The organism is Bradyrhizobium sp. USDA 4011 (assembly GCF_054063415.1).
Window position 1 is genome coordinate 6,004,384 of record NZ_JBSSGG010000001.1, and the last position, 15,348, is coordinate 6,019,731.

The 15,348-nt window shown below is 58.6% G+C and carries 13 protein-coding genes; 8 read left to right on the forward strand and 5 right to left on the reverse strand.

What is annotated here, in order from left to right; all coding sequences use genetic code 11:
- Positions 1 to 113 precede the first annotated feature (113 nt).
- Genes ACVW1C_RS28315 through ACVW1C_RS28325 form a run of 3 tightly spaced genes read left to right on the forward strand, consistent with a single transcriptional unit; the run spans position 114 to position 2,335 of the window.
- A complete protein-coding gene (locus tag ACVW1C_RS28315) occupies positions 114 to 446 on the forward strand; it encodes a helix-turn-helix domain-containing protein (RefSeq protein ID WP_456761153.1) in 333 nt (110 codons plus the stop codon).
- Positions 443 to 958, forward strand: coding sequence for an ImmA/IrrE family metallo-endopeptidase (locus ACVW1C_RS28320; RefSeq protein WP_456761154.1), 516 nt, complete (start codon positions 443 to 445; stop codon positions 956 to 958). The genes ACVW1C_RS28315 and ACVW1C_RS28320 overlap by 4 nt, the downstream gene beginning before the upstream one ends.
- A gap of 12 nt (positions 959 to 970) precedes the next feature.
- On the forward strand, positions 971 to 2,335 hold the full coding sequence (locus tag ACVW1C_RS28325) for an exonuclease domain-containing protein (protein WP_456761155.1): 1,365 nt from the start codon (positions 971 to 973) through the stop codon (positions 2,333 to 2,335).
- A 72-nt stretch (positions 2,336 to 2,407) separates the two neighbouring features.
- On the opposite strand, the gene ACVW1C_RS28330 is transcribed toward ACVW1C_RS28325, so the two are convergent.
- The gene (locus ACVW1C_RS28330) at positions 2,408 to 3,553 is read right to left on the reverse strand and encodes a hypothetical protein (RefSeq protein WP_456761156.1); all 1,146 of its coding nucleotides are present in this window, start codon (positions 3,551 to 3,553) and stop codon (positions 2,408 to 2,410) included.
- Positions 3,553 to 3,903: a hypothetical protein gene (locus tag ACVW1C_RS28335; RefSeq protein ID WP_456761157.1), complete on the reverse strand. Its 351-nt coding sequence runs from the start codon at positions 3,901 to 3,903 to the stop codon at positions 3,553 to 3,555. The genes ACVW1C_RS28330 and ACVW1C_RS28335 overlap by 1 nt, the downstream gene beginning before the upstream one ends.
- A 1,069-nt stretch (positions 3,904 to 4,972) precedes the next feature.
- Here ACVW1C_RS28335 and ACVW1C_RS28340 point away from each other — a divergent pair.
- Positions 4,973 to 5,683 carry a hypothetical protein gene (locus tag ACVW1C_RS28340; RefSeq protein WP_456761158.1) on the forward strand — a complete coding sequence of 237 codons (711 nt, stop codon included), beginning with the start codon at positions 4,973 to 4,975 and terminating at the stop codon, positions 5,681 to 5,683.
- Between the two features lie 149 nt (positions 5,684 to 5,832).
- Positions 5,833 to 6,492, forward strand: a complete 660-nt coding sequence (locus ACVW1C_RS28345) for an isochorismatase family cysteine hydrolase (protein ID WP_456761159.1) — start codon at positions 5,833 to 5,835, stop codon at positions 6,490 to 6,492.
- A gap of 1,740 nt (positions 6,493 to 8,232) precedes the next feature.
- Here the strand turns inward: ACVW1C_RS28345 and ACVW1C_RS28350 are convergent.
- From ACVW1C_RS28350 to ACVW1C_RS28360, 3 genes are all read right to left on the reverse strand, one after another.
- Positions 8,233 to 9,237, reverse strand: a complete 1,005-nt coding sequence (locus ACVW1C_RS28350; RefSeq protein WP_456761160.1) for a phosphotriesterase family protein — start codon at positions 9,235 to 9,237, stop codon at positions 8,233 to 8,235.
- Positions 9,238 to 10,179: 942 nt separating this feature from the next.
- Entirely contained in the window at positions 10,180 to 11,490 is a 1,311-nt protein-coding gene (locus ACVW1C_RS28355) for a glutamine synthetase (RefSeq protein ID WP_456761161.1), read from the reverse strand.
- The gene (locus tag ACVW1C_RS28360; protein WP_456761162.1) at positions 11,480 to 12,349 is read right to left on the reverse strand and encodes a MurR/RpiR family transcriptional regulator; all 870 of its coding nucleotides are present in this window, start codon (positions 12,347 to 12,349) and stop codon (positions 11,480 to 11,482) included. Before ACVW1C_RS28360 ends, ACVW1C_RS28355 begins: the two co-directional genes overlap by 11 nt.
- Positions 12,350 to 13,197: 848 nt before the next feature.
- On the opposite strand from ACVW1C_RS28360, the gene ACVW1C_RS28365 reads away from it, so the two are divergent.
- The 3 genes from ACVW1C_RS28365 to ectB are packed head-to-tail and all read left to right on the forward strand — an operon-like array spanning position 13,198 to position 15,346.
- Entirely contained in the window at positions 13,198 to 13,821 is a 624-nt protein-coding gene (locus ACVW1C_RS28365; RefSeq protein WP_456761163.1) for an acyl-homoserine-lactone synthase, read from the forward strand.
- Positions 13,818 to 14,063 carry a hypothetical protein gene (locus ACVW1C_RS28370; RefSeq protein ID WP_456761164.1) on the forward strand — a complete coding sequence of 82 codons (246 nt, stop codon included), beginning with the start codon at positions 13,818 to 13,820 and terminating at the stop codon, positions 14,061 to 14,063. The genes ACVW1C_RS28365 and ACVW1C_RS28370 overlap by 4 nt, the downstream gene beginning before the upstream one ends.
- On the forward strand, positions 14,060 to 15,346 hold the full coding sequence (gene ectB, locus ACVW1C_RS28375; RefSeq protein WP_456761165.1) for a diaminobutyrate--2-oxoglutarate transaminase: 1,287 nt from the start codon (positions 14,060 to 14,062) through the stop codon (positions 15,344 to 15,346). Before ACVW1C_RS28370 ends, ectB begins: the two co-directional genes overlap by 4 nt.
- Positions 15,347 to 15,348 lie beyond the last annotated feature (2 nt).

Sequence of the window (15,348 nt, forward strand, 5' to 3'; positions counted from 1 at the left end):
GGGATCCCCACTCAATATTTATGTCAAAAACATTAAATATACGTAATGTTTGTATTAAGCACAAATTTGTTTGCGTGGTTGACGCGCGAATCGAATTGCGATTCTCTCGTGCCATGGCTGATTTGGAGATCTACAGGATCGTTGGCGCCGGTTTGGCGGCCAGGCGGAAGAAACTCCGGCTCAAGCAGTCGGAGGTTGCAGATCAGATCGGTCTCACGCGGGCTTCGCTGGCCAACATCGAGCGAGGACGCCAGAAGATCATGCTCCACCAGATCTATCGGTTGGCTTCGGCCTTAAGGGCCGAGTCGATTACTGACCTCGTTCCGGGGACTTTTTCGTTTGAGCAGGCGAGCGGTCCGCTGATGATCGAGGGCAGCGAGGTGAGTGAGGCGCAGCGGGCGCAGATCGAGCAAATCGTAAGACGGACCGGCGGGGGCCGAAAATGAGCGAACTGGACGAGGCGAGAGAGCAAGCACGCGCCTTGGTCAACAAGCTCGGACTGAGGGCTCCCCCTGTCCCGGTGGAAAAGCTCGTAAAGGCTTTCGGAGCTCGCGTAGAATACACGCCTTTCGACGACGAATTGTCGGGAATGGCGTTCATCCGGGACGGCAAGCCGGTCATCGGCGTCAATTCCAACCATCACCCGAACCGGCAGCGCTTCACGATCGCGCATGAACTGGCTCACGTTGTGCTGCATCGGTCGAAGCTCGAAGCGACGGTCCTGGTCGATAAGGGCAGAAATTTCCTCCCGCGCGATTCCGTTTCCACGGAAGGCATCGATCCCTTCGAAATGCAAGCCAATGCGTTCGCTTCCGAACTTCTGATGCCGGAGCGGCTCGTCCGACAGGTGTTGGCAGAATCATCCCGCGACATCCAAGATGACGACTACCTGATCAGCATGGCTAATCGCTTCCGCGTTAGCCTCGCCGCGCTGCAGTTCAGGCTCGGAAGGCTGTAGGCGGCGCCGATCGTGGCCTTCATCCTATACGATGTCGAAACGTCGGGGTTGAACAAGCGCTTCGACCAGATACTCCAATTCGCCGCCGTCAGAACCGACGCCGATCTCGATGAGACCCATCGGTTCGAGACGAAGTCGCGTCTGATGCCCCACGTCGTCCCGTCGCCGCAGGCGTTGCTCGTTACCGGTCATACGCTCGCCGACGTCGACAGCCTTTCAAGGCAGTCGCACTATTCCATGGTATGCGAGGTCGCCAATGTGCTCGCATCGTGGTGCCCGGCGACGTTCCTCGGATACAATTCGATTCGCTTCGACGAGGAATTCTTGCGGCAGGCGTTCTATCATTGCCTGCATCCAATCTTCCTGACCAATACGAACGGCAATGCCCGCGCCGATGTTCTCAACCTGATGCGCGCTGCAACGACGCTGTATCCTTCCGTGTTGCATGCCGGCCTTGAGCCCGACGGGCGTCCAACTCATCGTCTCGGTGCCGTCGCTGCGGCGAACGGCATCGTGTCGCGCAATGTCCACGACGCCGCGGCCGATGTCGATACCATGCTCGGTCTTTGCAAACTGGTGCGCACCGCCGCGCCCGATCTCTGGTCGACGTTCCTGCGCTTCTCCTCGAAGGCGGCGGTGATCGACTTCGTCCGCGCCGAGGACGCATTCGCATATTTCGACTACTTCGGGCGCCCGCAAGTGATGCACTTCCTGACGAGGGTCGGCATTAGCCCCCGCGACGCCAATGCGCATTATTGCCTTGACCTCGCAAGCGACATCGATGCTTTGCGCAAACTCGACGACGGCGAACTCGCCTCCCGCATGACAGTGGAGCCTCGCCCCATCCGGCGGCTGAAGGTCAACGCCTCGCCACTGCTATACCCGTTGTGGGACATCGACGCCGACCGGTTTTTAGATTTGACGGAAGACGAGTGCGCGCGCCGAGCATCGTCGGTTCGCGCCGACCCCGAGTTCATGGCTGCGCTCACCCGTGCGGCGGCCTCCCTCGAGCCGACATATGCGCCCTCAGATCACGTCGAGGAACAGATCTACGGTAGCTTCTTTTCCGACGCCGATGCCGAGTTGTGCCGGCAATTTCATGGCATCCCATGGGAGGCGCGGCCGGACCTGGTCCATCGTTTCCAAGATGTGCGCCTGAAACGCCTGGGGCGCCGACTGATCTTCTTCGAGAGCCCGCATCTGCTCGACGAGGCGCAGCGACGCGTGATTGTGGAGGACATCGCCGCGCGGCGACGTGGAGACGGGAAGTATGCATCTCCGCCCTGGCTGACCATTGCCGCCGCTTTATCCGAGCTTGAGACGGTCGAAGCAGAGGCATCCAATGCGTTCAAGAAGCCGTTTTACGATCTTCGATAGGCGTATCCGCAGCGCGAACGCAAACGAAACCTGTTACCCATTTGCACCCGAGCATGCGCGCGTTCGTTGCAGTCAGATTTTCCCGGTCAATCCAATACGGTAGATATGCGAGAAGCTGCCCGTGTCCTCGTCGCGTCCGCGCTTGTAAGTTGCCGCCACAGCGAAATGGCCTGCATCGTCGATGTTGTAGGTAATCGCAGCCTGCAACCAGTCGATCGGCCTGCCCGAATATGTTTCGTAAGCCCAGTGGTAGGTCAGGTTCGCGTTCATTCTCGACAGAAAGTTCGTCGGATCGACTTCCGGGAAGAGATAGACCGATAGTTGGGGGCCGACGCGCAATGCGCGCGTCATGCCATTGAAGTCGAGGACGCCCCTCGGACCGGTTATTTCCGCATACTGGACGAGCAGCTCCGGGTCGAAGCGAACGTCGATTGGAAGCCCGGCCGGCCGGATGACCGGATAGTGGATGTAAAGTGGGTAGTATACAGGAATGAACTCGGCCGTGGCGGTAGCCGAGATGGTTCCCTTCAGATTGTTTTCGACCTGATCCCCGCGGACGCGGAAGTAATTTGCGCCTCCGGCGTTTTCCCAGCCAAACTCCGCCGACGCGCCATATGCCAACTTCTCGACGTCATTACTCGTGAAGGCAGGTGACGTATTTACGGTTCGATTGGCGGTCACGTAGCTCGCAAACGACGTGTAATAGGGCATCCACCAGAAAGGTGGGTCGGAGGTCAGAGAACTGTAGACGAGTGCGGCAGTGCCATTAACTGACCACGTCCGATTGTGGTTCGCCAGATCATTTGCAAACGCGATTTCTGCGCCCGTAGCCTTGTCGACCGACTGTGGACACTCGAGAAGCCCGATATCCTTCCAGTCCTGCCTGAGGAGAAACTTGAGACCCGCGCAGGGACTGAATTCGACTGGCTTCGCGGCAGCTATCGGGGTATCCGGGGCTCTTTCCTGCTTGCGGACGAGTTCGGAAAACGCATCGGAATAAGCTATGCGCGGAGGCGGCGCGCCCGCGATCATCTCAGGCTTGCCCTTCTTCTGGCTCGCATCGCTCGCCGCCGGCGTTAGACGTTTGCGGGCGGCGGCGAGCTTGTCTTTGTCGAGGGCGATGTCGTGCAGGGCCTGCAATTCGGCCGGCGTAAGTTCTGCAGCCCACGACGCGCCGCTGAAGTACAGCAGGAGGAGCAGCGGAAGAACGCGTTTCATTATCCGCCTCCAGGGTTGGCCGTTCTCATCAAGCCGAGAACGCATTTGACGTCGTCGCACAACTGTACCTGGGCGGTCTGTACGAGAACGCCGTGCGCCTTGATATTGGCGGCAAGCCCGGCTAACGCGAGCCTGTCGAACGGAGGGTCGAGTTTGCGATCATCCGGCCAGTGCGTTCCGATGATGTGGTCGAAGATCACTCTGTTCGAGTCGGCGGCCAAGCTCTCGAGCACCAGATTGTCCGCGCGAACTGCAGCTCTTCCGCCTCGAGACGACGAGAGCTTCTTGACCGCCTTCTTGCCTCCCTTCTTCGCTGCCGTCTTAGCGGCCTTCTTTTCCCGCTTCGCCATTGTGTTGCCCCCGGTTCGTTCAGCGCATGAGAGTCCATCGGCACACCTTGCGCCTACATGACGCGGTGAGCGACTAGGGAAGGTCCTAGGCAGACGGCCGGGCGAAGGTATGAGAAGCTGTTGATCAGGCGTTGAAGGGGCCTTCCGGTTTGCAGCCAGCGTACGACCGGATTGCGGCCGATCTGCTCGATCCAGCCGCAGAATGCGGTCAATGGGACGGCGAAAACGGACGATGGCCTGACACGACGCGCGCAGGCTTGCGCGGCCGACCGGTGCGGTCGGCGCCGCCGGATGGCCGACCGGCGCTGGTGGTTAGCTGATGCCGTGATCTTCAAAGATCGGATTGTGGCTTAGCTGTTCGCTCACGCGCTCGAGTTCGCGGTACGCCTCGGTCACATCAAGGCTTCGCGACAAATCGGAAGGGAAGGGTAAGACGCATGGCGCGACTAAATCCCGGCCTCATGTGCAGCATTAGCACTTAATCGAAACGCGACACTGGCCTGTTGTTCGAGAAGATCATGGAGGCCCTATCGATAGCGGCCACAGTGATGTCCGACGATCTCAAAGGTGCAAACGCTCAAAAACGATAGCCGCACGCGAACTCACGGCTTGTGCAGCGCTACGGCCGCGCGGCGCGAGCGGCCAGCGCCGCTGCTCCGGATCTCCATGCAAGCGCGGACCTTGTCGCAGGTCTCGCAACATGGGACCAGAATCGCCCGGAGTGCGAAAGAAGACGATGAGCTTGATGCCTATTCACGACCCAACTTCATCAGCGCGCCGCACAACGGACGGATAGGCCTGCCCGCACACTCTGATCTGATACGTAGCAGGGCGGTGGACAAGATGCACCGCACTGAGAGTCTGGTCTTCAGCCCGGCGATGACCTCGTCGGTGGTTGCCCTGGGCCCTGATTGTCCTGTCGGCGCGATGGTGCTGCTGGCTAGCGAAGCCACTTGATCGAATATCGGACCCCTCATCTTCCCTACCAGACCCGATAGTATCTCGATCCTCGCTCATGCTGTAGCGGTCCTTGCGGACCCGACGCATCACACCAGGGCAAGGTGCAGCAATGACGAGTGTAGTTGAGTTGCTGCACGTATCGCGCTTCATTCACAGCTATGACGCCGCCGCCGCCAAAAGAGGCATCAAGCTTTCGTTGGGCGTCGACTTTCACGAGTATGTCTCGATTACGCGATCGACTGAAACGAAGGGGCCCACATATCCGAATTTCCGGCCGGACCGCTCGCCCATTAGACCAGGCGAGGGATTTTGGATGGTGGGCGCTGACAAAAACGACGAAGTTGCGGTCTTACAGGCTGTCCGACTTTATGACCTTTCGCGCAGCAACCTTGCAGAGCATCTTGAATCCTTGAAGGCATTCTACGCCGATCCGGCGAAACATGCCCATCCCGAGGACACGTGTACCTGTCGAGCACCAAGTGCGAAGACGATGTCCGGAAGAGTAGCTTATCACGGCGATGGTTGGGTGCGCAGAGATTTCAGAGGATCGGGCATGCCCAGGATCATGGCGGGAATAGCATTCGGTGTGTCTTTCGCCATGTGGGCTCCTGATTTCGTATGCGGACTGGTGGCGCGCTGGCTGATTGATAAGGGCGTTGTTTCGCAGTACGGATATGCACACCATGAGAAAGCCGGATCGATATTGCGGCTGGTGGAAGAGCAAATTGTCGACGATGATTGGCTGATCTGGCTGACTGGCGAAGAGTTGAGGAGCCGTGTTGTTGGTCAGGAGGAAGCTGAGCAGATGTTGGCCTCATAACCGTCGTGCCTGCCCGTCGATGCTGAACGCGTGCCGGTTGCCGCGCCTGCTATTTGAAATTCGCAAATCATTTGATCGGTGATCCTGAGGGATGACAAACAGTGCGACCGTGATTGCCGATGGTCGGATCGATGCGCGGGAGAAAGAGCATGCCAACGAACGAAATCCCGACGACACGCGAGGTGCCGCTCAATCCGAAGGAGTCGGCGCTGTTATTCATTGACGTCCAGAACTTTTGCGTGCGTCGTGATGGCGGTGAGTTCAAGGATGTCCCCGAAGCAGACATTGCCGGCAACTACGGCTACTATTTCGATCGCTTGAAGAGCGTTGCCATACCCAACATGCAGCGCTTGCAAGCGGCGTTTCGGACGGCAAAAATAGAAGTACTTTACACGACCATCGAGAATCTCACAAAGGATGGTCGTGATCGTGGCCTGAATTACAAGATCGTGGGTTTCAACGTCCCAAGAGGCTCATGGGATGGCAAGGTCATTGACGAGCTTGCGCCTGGCGACGACGAAATCGTGCTGCCGAAGTCGTCTTCCAGCGTCTTTGTATCGACCAACATCGATTACCTGCTGCGCAATCTTGGCGTCAAGCAGCTGGTGTTGGCTGGGGTGGTTACCGACGAGTGCGTGGAATCGGCTGTACGTGACGCTTGCGACCTCGGCTACCTGGTCACACTCGTGCCAGATGCCTGCGTCAGCTACAGCCAGGAGCATCACGACCATAGTTTGCGGGTCATCGAAGGGTATTGCCGCCAGGTATACACAAACGCACTGATCGAGGAGATAGGTGCTGCTTGCTGAGCAGCGGCACCCGCCAATAAGCGCTCACGGTTTGAACAACTACCGGCCAGGGCGACCGCTTGCGATCGCGATGCGCTCGATGGCGAAGATTGCCCGCGGCGCTCGGAAAATCGACACTACTGCAGGACGGAATGTCGGCAGTTAGCCGCTCAAGTGCGCGAGGCGCAAATTATGGCGGAGGATTGCCATCCCGGGTTTCCGAAGAATCGCGTATTCGCTCCAGAATTCGTATTTTCCTGGAGGTCAGCCCGCACGAACACATTCCCTCTGGATCGGCCCATTCAGCGTAATCGCCGGTTCGAAGCCGGACAACTGGCGTGCGGGAGCGATGCAGGTTCGAAACAACGAGTTCTGTCGCGCCCTCATCGTTCCTTGGACGGAGCTCCGCGTAGATAAGGCCTTCATGGAGGTGGTACTCGCCCGGTCCACACGAGGCGCATTGGAAACCTAGCGCACCATGATCCGGCGTCTGAAGTACAGAATGGAAGGATAAATCTTCCCCGAATCGCTGCGCAAGTCGCGCGCGAAGCTGTTTAGACAAGGGCTCCCCGCCTTTAACAATGTGCCTAATCCCAGCGTAAGTCAGATCCTTAAGTTCCAAGTAAGACAGCAGTGGAAGGAGAGCACTCAGAGGCCCAACGATTGCGGTCGCGCGCAACTCGCGCATGATTTTAGCGATCTCGTGACCGCTCTTATAGTCCCTGACGGGTATGATCGTGCATGCCGTTCGTGACAAAGCGTATGAATTGCAATAATCCGCGTTACAAGTCCCGCTTGCCCCCAACAAGAGTACCCTGTCATCACGGTCGATGCCTGAAAGATAGTAGGCCTTTCCATCGAAGCAGGCGTTGTACAGCATCTCCTCATGTGTGCCGATGAGGGTCCTCGGCTTCCTCGGCTCTCCTGCGGAAAGGATAATGTCTGAACCGCGGCATGGTCGGTCGGCCTCGGGCGGACCAGCCGAATGCAGATGCTCAAAGTGATCGTAGACGTCCCTTACAGCCACCGTTGCCCAAGCCAACGTGATGTTGGCCAACGTTGGTTGTGCAGCTCCGACTGGGAATTGGTGGCGCGTGGCAGGATGTCGGATGGCTCTGTGCCATAGGCTGAGTAGCGAGCGCCGATGGTAGTCGGCGCGGCTCTGAGCAGGAATGACGTCGGCGTCAATCGGGTTGACCTTCGGGTCCATGAACGTCCTCGGGAGGATCATCGGTTCATTGTGGTCAGGAAGCGCCATGAGACGAACGGCACTGGAACCACGATCGCCCTGCATCGAAAGGTGGACGGGTGCGACCTGCGATATTCGCTCGCCTAGCAAAGCTGGCCATGACAGATGCCCTGATCTGCTGTTCGAGGGCACCCGGCCATCCTGTCAAACTCCAGCCTGCGGCCTGGGAATCGAGATCTCGGCAGTCGTTCATCATCGTCCTCTTGCATCAGGCCCTCTGCTGATCGACCGGCGGCTGAACTCTGCGAGAGCAAGTCATCATTTCTCCTGTTCCAGCATGAATGCCCTCACGCTAGTCGTCCTTTACTTCTGCCTTTCGCAGAATTTCGGTGGCGAAAACTCCAGCCAGCGCGTTCCAATGGCCAGCGGCAGATCACCTCATCAAGTAGCCTGCCTCCTGGCTGAAGTTACTTGACCGCGCGCATGTGACGCAGTTGCGGCTGCAATCATCCAGCCCGGAAGTGCCGCCGAAAATGCGCCCGTTCCTTGCCTGATGCAGTGTGGCGCGCACGCTAGTTTGCTGCGTTTCCCGGCAGAGTCGCGCCGGCAAAGAAACGCCTAGGATTGTCTTCCAGGATCGAGATGACGTTCGTTTCAGCGACGCCGCGGGCGCGCAGCATGGGGATAAAGTCGGTGAACATGTAGGTGTGCTCTTGCCAAAGCCTTCGTGACTTCAACTCTTCGATCCTGGCGATCTCGTCGGTACTCAGCTGCCGCGCAGACGGCTTGCCGAGGTGACCGCAGAGGCGATCCATGCTGATCATGATCTGCGCACGAAAACCATCGCGCACGAGCTTCGCCACATTGTCGGCGCGAACATCGTCACGCTGGAAGTGGTCCGCCCCGATTTGATCGAACCCGATGTAAGAGCCAGCATTCACGATCCGCCGATGGTAGAGTTGATCGGCGTTGCTGCAGCAATGGCCGATAAGGCATCGATGGGCGGCAACGCCGCCGACCGAGAACAGCTGCTGCTGTTCAGGCCCGCAGCAGCCGTCTGTGGTATGGGTAATAATCGGCACACCCGTCGCCTTCTGTGCGATACAGGCCGCGGCCAGAAATTTCTTCTCCTGATCGGTGACGGCCGGCGCGCTCGTCGAGACCTTGAGAGCGCCCGCCTTCACGCCCGTCTCGCCGATCCCATGGGTGATTTCCCGAATATAAAGCTCCGCAATCTCGTCTTCGGTGCGGGCGCGCCAGTAGAACGGCAGCCCCCTTTCCTCGTAGTAGAAGCCGGTGGTGCAAATGATCTGCATGCCGGCTTTTTCAGAAACCTCCTTCATCAGGGTGACGTCGCGCCCGAGCTCGATCGGACAGGGGTCGACGAACGTGCGTACCTTATGTTCAGTACGAAGTTGCACCAGCCGCCGGACGGCCTCCGCAATCAATTCCGCGCGGCTAAATCTGGCGAGCGGATCGAACCAGGCGCCTGGAAAGGCGATGAACAAATGCTCATGCATCAGGGTGCGCCCGAGGCTCGCGACGGGGATCGCCCCTGTAACCGTCTCAATCATCATGAGCGTCACGTCTCCTTGCGTGTTTTATTCGGGGCGCATGTCCGTTTGCCTCCCGGAACGGGCACCTGAACTTTGTGGGCCTGGCTGAAAGCAGCTCAAGGCGCTGCGGCGCTCCCGATGACGGATCGAACTGCGTCACTCGAGTGCATGAGTTGGGCCAGCTATGTTGACGAAAACTGGTGGGAAATTTGCGGTTGATTGTCGCGTGTGCAACACATTGGCAGGTTCCTGATCGTCAAAGGTCACCTTTGGGACAGAAAGCACCTGGCGCGCCGCGAGCTCCTGGTAACCCTTGATATCGGAATGCGGACGGCTGGCTCCCGTTGTCGCGGCACTCCTGCCCGCGTTTGGCACTGGCTGCTCTCGTTTCAGCTGCGCCGGCGCCCTTCATTTGAGGTCATGCCATGCATGGAACGATCAGGCTCGAAGTGGAAAGACGGCCGTATTCCCAGCTGTTCGATGGAATGAGGGATGGAGCGCGGCACGCCAGGTCAAGAAGGCTTGGCGAGACCGCCTTGGCCTAACCCGAAAGCCACCCGGCATTTCGCAGCGGCAAGATTCGGACAGGTGTTGCGGGACCGACTCAACGACCGTTTGCCCTCGCCTCGATTCCAGCCGTACGGTGGGAGACAGGAGTTTCCGGAAGCGTCCCGGCCGTCATGCGCGGCGGACTTGACCGAGCAGGTACTGACGACCGGCCGGCCGCCCCCATGGAAAGCTATGCGGTGCTTCGGCCCTGGCATCCTCCCGGTCATCGCCTGATGGTCTCGATGGTGAGGGCCAGTGCGCCATCAGGCGAGCTCCCACAACGGCTGCAACTTTCACGTCGTGCGATCCCGTCTGGGTGCTCCCATGCAAAGCGGCGATATATCTATCCAGCCTGACAAAATGGCTGATGCGGGCGTTTGTATTCGGGCGCAGCAGCCCGTCGTCGACCGGACCTCAGTAGACCTGCTCATACAGTTTGCAGATCTCCTGTTGCGTTTTCCCCTCAAGGAACGCCATCTCCCCCTTCTTGTGCTTTACGTAGGTCTCAGTGAATCCGGCAGGAAACCACTCGGTTACCGTGCGATTCGCCAGCAAGCGATCAAGGGCTTCGGGCAACGATGTTGGCAGGCGGCAGAATCCGCGCGCCGCCAAGGCCGATGGATCAAGAAGCGAGAGGTCCTCGGTGGTGGCGTCAGGCGTCGGCAGTTCTTCTTCAACGCCCTGGACCCCGGCGTGTACGATGGCGGCGAGTTGCAAGTGCGGGCTCGCCGTGGCGTCGGCCGCGCGGAACTCAAAATTGAACTGAGCTGCTTTGGAAATATCACTCAAATCAGAAACGGGGCAGATGCGGACCGACGCCTCGCGGTCGCGGAAGCCGAGATTGTTGAAGGCCGCGCTCCAGCGATGCGGTGTGAGCCGCAGATAAGATATGACACTAGGCGCTGTGATCGCGATGATCGCTGGGAGATACTTGAGGATACCAGCAACGAATTGGCCAGCAGTCTTGGAAAGCTCATGTTTGCCGGTCGGATCCCAGGTCGCAGGCTTATCGCTATTGAGGAAGCTGAGATGAATGTGAACGCCATTGCCCACGCCGGCCGGGTCCCGGATGGGGGTGAACGTAACCTCCTTTCCAGAAGCGTAGGCAACCTGGCGCACAAGCTCGCGTAAGATCGTGGATTGATCAGCTATGGCGATCCCGCGCGACGGCCCCATCGTGACTTCATATTGGTTGGCGCCAAACTCTTTCATGAATGTGTCCGGCTCCAGGCCTGCCGCGCGCATGGCTGCCACAACCGCTTCGGCTAGGCGTCGCTCGACACGGAAGCCGTTGACGCTGTACGCCTCGCCAATGCGGCAATCGTCATTCCGGAACTGGAATTCGTGTTCGAAGGCCCCCAATAGCGTCAGCCCCGTAACCCGATCGAGGCGATCGAGAGCAGTCCTGAGGATCGAACGGGTACAGAACTCCCAAGGCCGACCATCAGTGTGGCGGATGTCACCGAGCGCGAAATGCTCTGCCGGCAAATCGTCGCTTAATTGTACGCGCACCCTCGCAGTTTCGTCGGGAATGAGGACGAGGTCACCAAGCGAGCCAAACGGACTTTCGGCGATCGTGTCGAAACACGTGATTTGGACGTTGGTCGGCGTCCAGCCAATGCCCCGCTTTGCGCGCTTGTCGAGCTGCGTCACGGGAAACGCCTTGCCGCGAAGCTTGCCGGCAAGATCCGTGCAGCATGCAATCAGCATTTCCTCAGCGATCATTTTTTTCCTCCGAAGGCTGACCCGGTGGCACCAGGCGAAGCTTGTCCCAGGCCTCTAGCCGCTTCTTCGTCGTAGACCAGTTCGATTCCGATACTTTGACGATCAAGGCTTCGACGAGGGTGAGTGCGCAGACGAGCGTGTCCCACGCTGTTTCAATTTCGATGGGCAGGGCAACGACATGGTCGCTGTGGCGGGCAATTGGCGACATCCACTTGTCGGTGATCAGCACAATCGACGGTCGGCATTCTTTTGCGACGATATCGGCGAGGGTCTGCAAGTCGGGCTGATACCGGCGAAAGTCGAACAGGACCAGGACATCTTGCCTGCGAATCGCCAGCAGCTGGTCCGGCCAGTGCTCTGGATTGGGTGGAAGATGATAGACCTTCGGTCGAATCTGCTTGAGGTGCACGGAGAGGAAACTAGCTATGCTGTCACTGACGCGGCCGCCGAGCACGAAAACTGCTCGGGCAGGATCGGCGATGAGCTCTCGGATCCGATCGAATTGTTCCTGCGGAACGCTTGCGCTCATCTCATGTATCCGTTCGGAAGCCCGCCGCGCATAGTCGGCCAGAAAAGCGCGACGGTTGCCGAGCTTTTCAGTGGCCTTGAGCTCCAGCGGCGAGCGTCGGCTTTCCCGCAATTCTGCTATCAATTGGCGCTGAAACTCCTGATAGCCGGCGAAGCCTATCTTCGTGACGAAACGTGTAATCGAGGGCGCACTGACGCCTGTACGCTCGGCCAGTTCCTGGATGGTTTGAAGAGCGCCGAATGGATAGTCCGCGAGCACTGCGTTCGAGATCTTACGCTCGCTGGCGGTTAGATTCGCGCTTTCACGCCTTATGGTTTCACGCACGGTCATGATGGCTGCAAAAGCTGATTGACGAGGAATGGGGATATCGATCTTCGAGCACTATCGATTTATGAAAAAAATTAGTCAAACGAAAAAATTCAGTTGACTTTGATTGATGTTTTTTGTTGATGGCTAATGGCCCTTATGACGAAGGCGATCCGGGGGGGATCCGGGTGATGTCGCCGCGCGTTTGCAAGGCCTTACCCGCCCCAGGCCGACGGCTCGCGGCTGGCGCAATTTGTCACGAAGAGCCAGCGACGGATCCTCGTTTTTACAAGATTGACGCTCCTTGCGGTCGAATTCGCGCGCTGCTGCGGCAGCTGTTGATCTCATCAGCGGAGTTGGCATGCCGCCACAAGCGGCAGCATCACCGCCTGACTTTGCTTCAAAGGCAGTTCGCGGGGCATTCCCTCGTCCCGAACAGCATCCAGATAAACGGAGCAACCGGCGAACACGCTCCGGACAGTTTACCGTCATCATTAGGTTATCACCCACCCCAGGGTAACACACTTGTGCCCTGCGGCAGGGTCACCAGCGCACCGTTCAACGACGTGATGAAGCCATATGCCTTGCTAGGCCCGCGAAGGTTCATCACCTCATCGGTCATCGTTGTTGCTCGAACCAGGTTGGTGTCGGCAGCCCGGACCTTGTCTGCGAAACGTCGGCGACCGCCGCAAAGCCGTCCGGCGTCAAACAATGGATGGCTTAAAAACCGAGACCGACGTCGGAGGCAGGCCTCTTGATGTGACCGTGGGCTCAGAACAGGGTCTTTGCTTCGCGTGAACCTAGGAACCTTCCGAGTAGGTCGAATCGAGGTCTGGTGTTTTCCTTCCGGTGCCGGAAGGATCGAAAGACCGATGATCGAGGCATTTTCGCTTGCGACGGCCCATCTCTACCAGGATGCCTTGGCTTCACAGGCAAGGCTCAGATACGATGTCTTCGTAAAACAGCGCGGATTGGATCATTCCTCGTTCGACGAGCTCGAATTCGATGAATTCGACACGCCGTCAGCTCTTTACCTGGTCTGGAGAGACGGGGAGCGGCGGGTCCGCGGCATGGCGAGGTTGCTTGTCACCAATCGACCTTACATGCTGGCACGTTACTGGCCTTTTCTGGTGAAGTCAGGTGCCTTGCCCAACAGCTCCGAGATTTGGGAGGTGACAAGGGTTTGCGTTGATCGGACACTGGCACCCGAGGTACGCAGGACGGTGTTTCCCGAGCTGTTGAGTGCGATAGCTGAATTCTTTCAAGCAAACGGCTTCGCGGGCATGGTCGGCGTGACGCGCCAGCATCTGTTGTCCCATTTCATCAGGGAAGGGATCGAGTGGCTCGGCGACGAAGCGCTCATCGAAGGCGAGGTCGAACGCGCCTTCTTCGTTCCCACCGCCCACATTCGACCGGTGTATTTTTGCCGGAAGTACGCCATCCCTGGCTCCGTTTTGAAGGAACATCCGCCTACACCGTTCCGGAGAGCTGCATGACATTGGAGAATCCAGAGGACGATTCGGCTCCGGCCAAGGTTGCGAGGAGGATGGCCGACGCCGTGACGTATTTGAGTTCGGTGGCCGATCGGACCGGTCTATCCAAAATCGCAGAAGACCTCCGCGCCGTGCGTCGCAGTCTGATGAAAGAAACCAAGCAAGACGGTGTCGGGAGCGCGGCCGTCCCAGCGGATGAGCTCTGCCAAGAAGATGAGGCGACAGTCAGAAAGGCTGGAAAATGAACCATCTCGCTGATTTCGCGTACTCGGAGTCCGAGGTCCGCTACTATTGTCGCCAGATCCCGAATCTATTCGTGACGGCGAAGGGATCGCTCGTCTGGGATGCGCAAGGAATGGAATTCATCGACTTCCTGGCAGGATGCGGGTCTCTGAACTATGGCCATAACCAACCGAAGATCAAATCGGCTTTGCTCGACTATCTCCACGCTGATGGTATCGGCTGCGCGCTCGATCTTCATACAGGCGCGAAATTGGCATTCATTCGCGCATTTCGCGATGTTGTGTTGTCGCCGCGTGGCCTGAACTACCGCATGCAGTTCACCGGTCCGACGGGCGCCAATGCCGTGGAGGCGGCTCTCAAATTGGCGCGCAAACATACCGGGCGAACGAACATCGTCGCCTTCACGAACGCGTTCCACGGAATGTCGTTAGGAGCACTATCGGCGACCGGATCGAACCGAGCGCGAGAGGGTCTGCAGGGATGCCTGGACGGCGTGGTGCGGCTTCCCTTCGACGGCTATCACGGGGCAGGCCAATCGGACCTGGAAAGGTTCGCGGCGATGGCCGAAGATCCGTCCGGAGGAATAGATCCTGTTGCCGCCATCATCGTGGAGACGGTCCAGGGAGAGGGCGGATTGAACGTCGCATCGAGCGATTGGCTTCGTCGCCTGCGCGACGTCGCCACCCGTATCGGGGCGATGCTGATCGTCGACGACATACAGGCCGGCTGCGGACGCACGGGCCGTTTTTTCAGCTTCGAAGATGCTGCGATAGCACCTGATATGGTATGCCTTGCAAAGTCCATTAGCGGCTGTGGCTTGCCGATGTCACTGCTGTTAATCGATCCCTCGATCGACACGTGGCGTCCTGGCGAACACAACGGGACGTTCCGGGGCAACAGCTTGGCATTCGTCACGGCGCGGGCGGCGATCGATCTGTGGTCGGATTCGGACTTTGTGGCCGGAATCGCCGTCCGCTCGAGGATGCTCGATCAATCGCTGGCGGACTTATGCGCTCGATTTCCGCGCATCATCACGCGCAAGAAGGGCCTTGCTATGATGGCCGGATTCGAGTGCTCTTCCCCTGAGCTTGCTCAGGCCATCTCACATGAGGCGTTCAAACGACGTCTTCTGCTCGAGGTCTGCGGACCTCGTGACGAGGTCGTCAAAATCCTGGCACCCTTGAATATCGATCTTTCTCTTTTCCGAGAGGGCTTGGCTCGACTGGTCGCCGCCGTCGAGGCCGTAGCGGTCGAGGAAGCCAATCGGCCCGAGTTGGCCGCCTGAGC